Source organism: Bacillus sp. JJ634 (assembly GCF_036962285.1).
In the GTDB taxonomy this organism is placed as follows: Bacteria; Bacillota; Bacilli; order Bacillales; family DSM-1321; genus Peribacillus; species Peribacillus asahii_A.
Genome location: NZ_JBALMU010000146.1, coordinates 1 through 7,305, shown reverse-complemented (window position 1 = coordinate 7,305; position 7,305 = coordinate 1). Strand labels below are relative to the sequence as shown.

Here is a 7,305-nt window from a genome sequence, read left to right as displayed (position 1 = left end):
TTATCTACAAAAGATAACTCAATTAGAGGCAGATAAAAATGCTGCACTTGCATCAGAAAGTCGTCTCAAAACAGAAATTTCAAATGTGGAATCACAGTTAATGGAATTGGAGAAATCAAAAGCCAAAATGTTTAAAGAGAAGGAGGCTTTCATTGCAAGTCAACTTGCTGAATTTAGTAAAGAACGAGAACAATTAAATGAAAATGTTCAAACGCTTAGAAAAGAAAAACAGCAATTGGAACTGGAACTCACTGCTAAAGCTGCAGAGCTGGAGAAGGTGAGGCAAGAAAAAGAGGAAGTTGCTGCGTCAAATGAAATTGTAAGAACAAATCTTATACAAATTCAAAAGAAATTAACTCAGATGGAAAATGAACGAACTATGTATCAAGAAAAAGAGACAGCTTTTATCATACGAATTGAGGGAATAAATGCCGATTTAATGGAAGCTAAAAAGAAAATAGATCAGATGAATAAAGAAAAAAATAATTTGACACAGGAACTGGAAAATAAAAAAATAATTTTGGACGATGTAATGAAGCAAAAGCAAAAAATGGGCCAGGACTTACAAGTTTTAAAAGAAAAAGAGGAACAATTACAACAGAAAAACGTATCTTATCTACAAAAGATAACCCAATTGGAGACAGATAAAAGCGCTGTACTTGAATTAGAAAGTCATCTTAAAACAGAAATTTCAAATGCGAAATCACAGTTACTGGAGTTGGAGAAGGTAAAAGCCGAAATGTTAGATTGTCTGAAAGAGCGGGAGGATGAAGTAGGTAAGCTACAGGAAGAGAAGCATCGATTTGGTGAAGAAAAAACTGTACTTCTTAAGGAGTTTGCGAAACTTGAGGAGGAAAATGCTTCGCTTCATGAAAGCATTTCGATACTTTCAGCACAACGGCAATCCGATGAAAAGCGGATGGATAAAATAACCTCCAACCTAAATGAAGTTTTTACAGAAACAAAGCAGTTAGTTCGGATGACATCTTCAGTAAAACATCAATTGGAAGCAAAAAATATAGAACTTAACCAGATAAAAAAGGAGAAGGAGATGCTTATGCAAGAGGTAATTCAGCTTAAAGAAGATTACGAGAAGTCTGAGTCTAGAAAGAATGAGCTTGAAAATCAGATTGATGTCATGAGAACTGAGTTATTAAAAGCCCAGGATTCCTTATCTCGCCTTGAACAATTTGAAACTGAAAAGCTCAAGTTGAAAGAAGATTTGGAATTGAAAATTGAGGAATTTAATAGGCTAACTAATCACTATCAGCATGAAAAAGAAGCTTATTTGCATGTTCTTGAGCATGTTCAAGATCAAGTAAATGTGTATAAAGAAAAATCAGAACTTTTTGATGCGGAAAAAGGATCCTGGTCCACACAAATTGATGAATTAAAAGCGGAATTAATCCAGACAAAGGCAACCATTGTTCAAATGGAGGAGCTGAAGCAGCAAAATATAAATTTAGCTGCAGAAGTCCAAGAGAAAGAAGTTGAAGTTTATAAATTAAAGAAGGATAGTGAAAGGGCTCTTCAGAATCAAATGGACCAATTTAAAGCTGAGCTGAAATTATATCAGGATAAAATATCCCAATATGAAAGAGATCGAGAAATTTGGGAAAAACAAATGAAACAAATGAAGGCTCAGTTTGCTGGTTTGGAATCGAGTTTGGAGGAAAAGGAAAATTTTATCAAGAACTATATTAAACAACCTCCTTCATCTATGACATCCGGGTTTCAAAATACACTTCAGTCTGCACAACAGTCACCTATACAGAATAATTCTACTCAACAACAGACTCAAGAACCCACTCAACAACAGACTCAAGAACCCACTCAACAACCTATTTCACAACAAGCTCAACAAAACACTCCACAACAGGCTCACCAATCAGCTGATTGGTTTCAAAGAATGATATCCCAACAGCGAGGAATAAATCAGCCTCAACAACAAAGTCAAAATTCAAATTCAACTACGTTGGACTTTTTTACATTACGCAGCAAAACAACTCAGCCCTCAGTACCCGGTCCCTCCTATGGGAGTCAATGGACTCAGGACTAACGTACAAAACAAACAGGTTATGATCTCTCATTTTAAAATCAAAAGAGATGTATATGAAGACATGATTGTATACTGCCAAAAAGTCTTACCCAATGAAGCATGCGGGTTACTTTCAGGTATCACAGATACAGGGGACACTTTATGGAAATTAAAAAATGAATCTCTTAACCCTAACCGGTTTTATATGTCTATGGAAGCTATCAAACTTGCCGTTCAGAACATGGAGCATAAAGGAGAAAAACTTTCAGGTATTTTTCACTCACACCCCAGTACACCCGCCTTTCCTTCATCACATGATATAGAAAATAACCCCTATACCGACCTAGCTTATTTAATCGTTTCATTTTATAAAGGAAAAGTAGATGTGGCTTGTTTTAAGATGCATGGTAACACAGTAATGCCAATAAAATTAATCGTTGTCGATGAGTAAGCAAGACGGCCGATCTAACGGGACGCCGTCTTTTTCTTTGTGTGTTCTAGTCAAATCATACTATTAATAAATGGCTATATTAAATGATTGTGTTGGTAAAATGATTTTTGAATCAATTATTAGTTAATAAAAATTGAAGAATAACGAACTTTCTTAATATGGTGGTATCTATGATTCCTCAGCTTTATTTGGGTATATACCCGAACACGTTTTAAAAAATAGATTCATATAATTTAATGTAGTGTACTTAAACTATTTGCCACCTACTCTTTGTTTAGGGATGGAGACTTCCGAGGTAATTGAACTTAACGATATGAAATGTACTTAGCTATCGAGCTTATATCGTATTCTGTATATGATTAAGCTAACAGTCGGAATTCTTCATTTTTTGTGTTAATCGAAGCGTTCAAATCTCTATCTGCAAAACCCTCATTGACAGGAGACTGTGGGTTCAGAAAGGGATAGCGATTCCTTCGCTTGACTGCGAAAAGAGCAAGTCTTGGATGATGGGAACCACTTCTCTATTTTGATAGGCTTCTTTTCTTGCTCTTCTAACTTATATTGGAGAAATGTCATGAACCTCCCTCAGGCATTATCTGCAACGCTCTTGCCAAAATTAAAGGCTTGGGACATTCTTTTAATATTTAGGTCTTCAATAGCTAAGCAGTCGTGCCGTTTCGCTAATTTTAATCATTGTCTATACTAACGGTTAGACGCTTTCTTTCTGTATAGGTTGCTTGTTCATATTCTATAAGAATAGAGACATAATATTTGTCTGTTTTGGTTCGCGATACCATACAGAACTTGAGAACATGACGCAACAGAATGGTTTAATTATTACAAGTTTGAGTTTCTGCGATTCGATATAGCCATCTAAGAGCATGCTGTTTCCGTTGACTACATTTGTTTTATAAGACTGTCTTGTTCTACGACTTTTGAACTTAGGAAATGTAGTACGACTGGAAAAGAGGGGGGTATTCCTTTTGCAAATTGAGCCCTGCAAACTCCTTTTTTTATTTGGTAAGAGTCGGAAAGTTTAGGTTATCATTTAACCGAAATCCCTCTCCCGCTTACCGTTGGGATACGCCCTTCACATACTCAAAGAGGGAGGTTGCTTTCGGAGTTCAGTTAAACGAGCTAGGAGGAATCAATTTTGAATAAAAAACGAGGACTGCATAGTGTTACTGGATCTGTTTCTCCACAAAAGCTATCACAAACAAAAGTATATTTAGGAAATAAATCAAGAGACAATCACTCTGTACAGAAGGGGAGCTTTTATAAAAGAAAGAAATATGGAGATGGAGGTTGCGGTTGTGGCAGTGGCAATAATCCTAAACGGAGGAACGGAAAGTGAAGAAATAAATCGAACTACTTTTTACGCTGCGGTACATAGCCGTGGCTTTTTTAAAATTAGGCTACGTTAAAAAATATTGTCGATCAAACGATTTTTGGCTCATGGTGTGTGAAATCGCGATTTCGCACGCCTTTCAGTAGACTGAAAGGTTGCTCTATCTTCGGGAGTAAGCTCGCTTTCTCCTTCTTTGTTATGGAGACAGAGCTAAAATGAACCCAAAATCAACAGCGCCATATAACAGAGCTTGAAATTCAAGCAAATATCTTCAAAAATAAGGAGTATGTCGAAAAGATCATGACTTAAAAAATCATGATCTTTTTTTGGTATGTCGGTGGAAGTAGAAGAGGAACGAGGATAATTATTTAGAAGAGTATGGATCTAGCAACTCGATATTGATTTCATCTTTATAACAGCAAAATTTAAACTTTCTGCCTTTTCCACAAGGACATGGATCGTATAATTTTTCTTTCATTTTGCCTTTTACGGCTTTTTTTAGTTGTGAAATGTCAACAAAAGGTTTCATTTTAATAACAGACTGAATTCCGTAGTCCTGACATATTTTAGCGACTTGGGCTGCTTGGATTTCAGTCATTACTGAACATACGATTAAGTTGGGCATAAAATCACTCCTCCATTGAAAAACTTTTGTTGTGTTATATTATTTGCGGATCTAGAAGAGAGTTTAGCTTCATATATTGTTCCTGCAACAAATCGAGACGTAAGGTAGCTGTACCTTGGAGGAAAAGCCTTGAGGCATCGATTTGTGAATCAAGTTCCTCATTCCATACAAAATATATACTGCGTAAAACATGTTGAATTGGATCAATAAACTGTTCCTGATATTCGTGGTGATAGCTACTATCCTCCTTATCATTTGATTGAAACATAAACGTATTTTGACGGCGGCTGGGTATTACAGGAGGATGAATCCACTGGATATTTGTTGCTTTTTTCCAAGGCACTTGAATTGTTATGTTATGAACAGAGTTTCCTGTTTTTTTCGTTATATATTCGATATTAGCAACTAATATTCCCTTAAAAAATACGAAGGTAGAAGGAAGAAGCACTCGGATTTCTGAAGAGTGAATGGACCAGTCAATTTTTGAAATACTTGATATGGAATTTAATAAATCTAAAGAATCAAAGATATCAATATTAATGTTAACTGTTGAAAGTAATACAGGTACCTTTATAATTGGATTGGTATCTTTTTGCTGCTTAAGATGGTATGGATTTTTGCTCTTAGTTTGTTCAAAAAGCACATCTTTCATCTTATTTTCTGATGAAGATGATTCCTCAATCTTTGAATAAATTTTTTCCTGGTCAGAAAAATGTACCCTATTTATTACAGTAAGATCACTGTCAATATTAGAAGATTCGCTCTGGTTTAATATAGGTCCGCCAAAGAATGAAGAAGTTTCCTCTAGTAAGATAGCGAATTTCTTCAGCAATGAAGAAAAGTCATTATTCATGAAAAAGGAAGCATCAGCAAATACAGAAGACTCTTCCTGGTCTGAAGTAGATTCATCGATGATGGATGAAGATTTCTCTTGTAATGAAGGTATGTCCTTTTCAATTGAAGAAAAATCATTTTCGGTTACGGAATATTTTCCCTGAATTGAAGAGGGTTCATTGTTTATTGAAAAACCGTCCTCTTGATTTGAGTCATTGTCAACCTCTTGATAGGGCTGTTGAATATCTTGATCCAAAGTATTGTCAACTTCTTGGTATAGTTGTTGAACATTTGGTTGGGAGTTTAAAGTGTCTGTCGATTCTTGTTCTAATGAGTTAAATGAATCTATTGTTTCTTTGTTCGCACTTCTTATTATTTGGTGTCCAGTAATTATAGGCGGATGCAAAATTAAAGGTACAGAGATTTTTTCTGTAGTTATTTTATCGGTAGAGGCAACTTGTTGTTTTGGATGAGTGTGTTGATCTGTTTTCATAGATTCATCTAGAGTTGTCCTAGTTTTTTTTAAGTAGGCCAGGTTATTTTGCTTCTTTTTACGAAATACGTTTAATTTTTGAGGTACATTATCCTGATTGTTCATATTGAAATGGAAGATATGGCGTAATAGAGCATCCTTTCCTGTTCCCTCCCCTCTTTTTACCCCCTTTTCTATTGCTATAATATATGATTAAGAGATTACTTAGGTGCTTTTTAGAATGGAATTGTAAATAAGAAATTGAATTAAGGTAATTGAATCCATTAGTTTGAGAAATGTAATTGTCTTGAATGAAACTGTATGCTGATTACAAAACTTGTAATTAGCCAATATCATATTCATGATGATACATCTTTATCATTTGTTGAAGATGAGACTTGTATATGTTGATTTTGAAGAACATTTAAGGTCATATAAACGACCATTTTTTCTTCCATTTTTGAAAAATATCCTTCCCCAATAGGTGCAATTTCAGGGAAGGGGACTCTATCTATCGCTTCATCCCATTCAATAATTTTGCTGGAGAGTAGTTCACAGAAAGGTAACTCGTTATAAAATTGGGAACTTACTTGATGGAATTGGGAAGGATTGCTTGTAAGTATTTCATCTTTTTTGGTAAAGTCCGATGTTAAAGGTTCCGATACGTTGAAATCAAATTCGTGACCAGTATTTATTTCAGACATAACTGGTTTTGACAAGTAGTCCTTAATTTCTGCCGTACATTGTAACGGAACGTCGACGGTTAAAGAGTGCAAAGCAGAAGAAATCGTTGTTGAAGTGGGTGGTTTAATCCTGCTGTTTGGGCGTACATATTGAATATTTTTGCGTATAAACCCTGTAATAAATAATTTGTTTGTTGGGAGCAACAGTTGGCACTGAGTTAATACGACTTTTTGTTTAATATCTTTTATTTCTAGAACAGGTTCTGGAAAAGTAATAATGGCATCCAAACTAATCTGTAAAGTAAGATGAGCTAAAACTACTGGCACCTTAACAACCATTTCTCCCATAGGGATATAGGGATGGTGTAGCTGAACTTGTATACATTCACATTGTATAGCTGAACAGTTACTTTCATTATTTTTATATGAATCAGACATTCGAGAACCTCCTAGAGTCTAGATAATCCATCCTATGCAGTATAAATGACTATGTTCGAATGTTTTCAATAAACCTATAATTGAACATTCTTAAAAATGCAGTAGAAGCAATGCCGAATGGAGGAATCATTAGAATTCAGATTCTTTGGCATAGTCCAGACTCTATTGTGTTTAGATTTGTTGTATAAGGAAAGATTGTCACTTTTTTGTTAATTTTATATTTTTGGACAAGCATCTATACAACTCCCTTTCTTTTTCATATTTTATTTTGTAACCAATTTATTTAAGGGGAAATCTTAATGTTCGGTAATCCAAAACCTAACCAGAAACAGGCTTGTTCTGTTCAAAAATCTGAAACTCTATCAGAATGTTCTAACGTAAGCGTCAAATATTCCCCGCCTACAATTTGTAAATAA

General features: G+C 34.9%; 7 protein-coding genes. 3 read left to right on the top strand and 4 right to left on the bottom strand.

Features of this window, described 5'->3' with window-relative positions; translation table 11 throughout:
- Positions 1-235 precede the first annotated feature (235 nt).
- Positions 236-2,059, top strand: a complete 1,824-nt coding sequence (locus tag V7068_RS19250; protein ID WP_499714124.1) for a hypothetical protein — start codon at positions 236-238, stop codon at positions 2,057-2,059.
- Positions 2,034-2,489, top strand: a complete 456-nt coding sequence (locus V7068_RS19245; protein WP_499714123.1) for a M67 family metallopeptidase — start codon at positions 2,034-2,036, stop codon at positions 2,487-2,489. Before V7068_RS19250 ends, V7068_RS19245 begins: the two co-directional genes overlap by 26 nt.
- 429 nt (positions 2,490-2,918) lie before the next feature.
- Here V7068_RS19245 and V7068_RS19240 read toward each other — a convergent pair whose 3' ends face one another.
- Entirely contained in the window at positions 2,919-3,065 is a 147-nt protein-coding gene (locus tag V7068_RS19240; RefSeq protein ID WP_499714122.1) for a hypothetical protein, read from the bottom strand.
- Between the two features lie 577 nt (positions 3,066-3,642).
- On the opposite strand from V7068_RS19240, the gene V7068_RS19235 reads away from it, so the two are divergent.
- On the top strand, positions 3,643-3,843 hold the full coding sequence (locus tag V7068_RS19235; protein WP_499714121.1) for a hypothetical protein: 201 nt from the start codon (positions 3,643-3,645) through the stop codon (positions 3,841-3,843).
- 358 nt (positions 3,844-4,201) lie between these two features.
- Here the strand turns inward: V7068_RS19235 and V7068_RS19230 are convergent, their stop codons facing one another.
- The 3 genes from V7068_RS19230 to V7068_RS19220 form a co-directional block, all read right to left on the bottom strand.
- Positions 4,202-4,462: a hypothetical protein gene (locus V7068_RS19230; RefSeq protein WP_499714120.1), complete on the bottom strand. Its 261-nt coding sequence runs from the start codon at positions 4,460-4,462 to the stop codon at positions 4,202-4,204.
- A 34-nt stretch (positions 4,463-4,496) separates the two neighbouring features.
- Positions 4,497-5,789, bottom strand: a complete 1,293-nt coding sequence (locus V7068_RS19225; protein ID WP_499714119.1) for a hypothetical protein — start codon at positions 5,787-5,789, stop codon at positions 4,497-4,499.
- Between the two features lie 338 nt (positions 5,790-6,127).
- Positions 6,128-6,889, bottom strand: coding sequence for a CsxC family protein (locus tag V7068_RS19220; RefSeq protein WP_499714118.1), 762 nt, complete (start codon positions 6,887-6,889; stop codon positions 6,128-6,130).
- Positions 6,890-7,305: the final 416 nt, after the last annotated feature.

Coding starts and splice junctions, on each gene's coding strand:
- V7068_RS19245 (WP_499714123.1), top strand. CDS start 2,034: ATGGGAGTCAATGGACTCAGGACTAACGTACAAAACAAACAGGTTATG.
- V7068_RS19240 (WP_499714122.1), bottom strand. CDS start 3,065: ATGACATTTCTCCAATATAAGTTAGAAGAGCAAGAAAAGAAGCCTATC.
- V7068_RS19230 (WP_499714120.1), bottom strand. CDS start 4,462: ATGCCCAACTTAATCGTATGTTCAGTAATGACTGAAATCCAAGCAGCC.
- V7068_RS19225 (WP_499714119.1), bottom strand. CDS start 5,789: ATGAAAACAGATCAACACACTCATCCAAAACAACAAGTTGCCTCTACC.
- V7068_RS19220 (WP_499714118.1), bottom strand. CDS start 6,889: ATGTCTGATTCATATAAAAATAATGAAAGTAACTGTTCAGCTATACAA.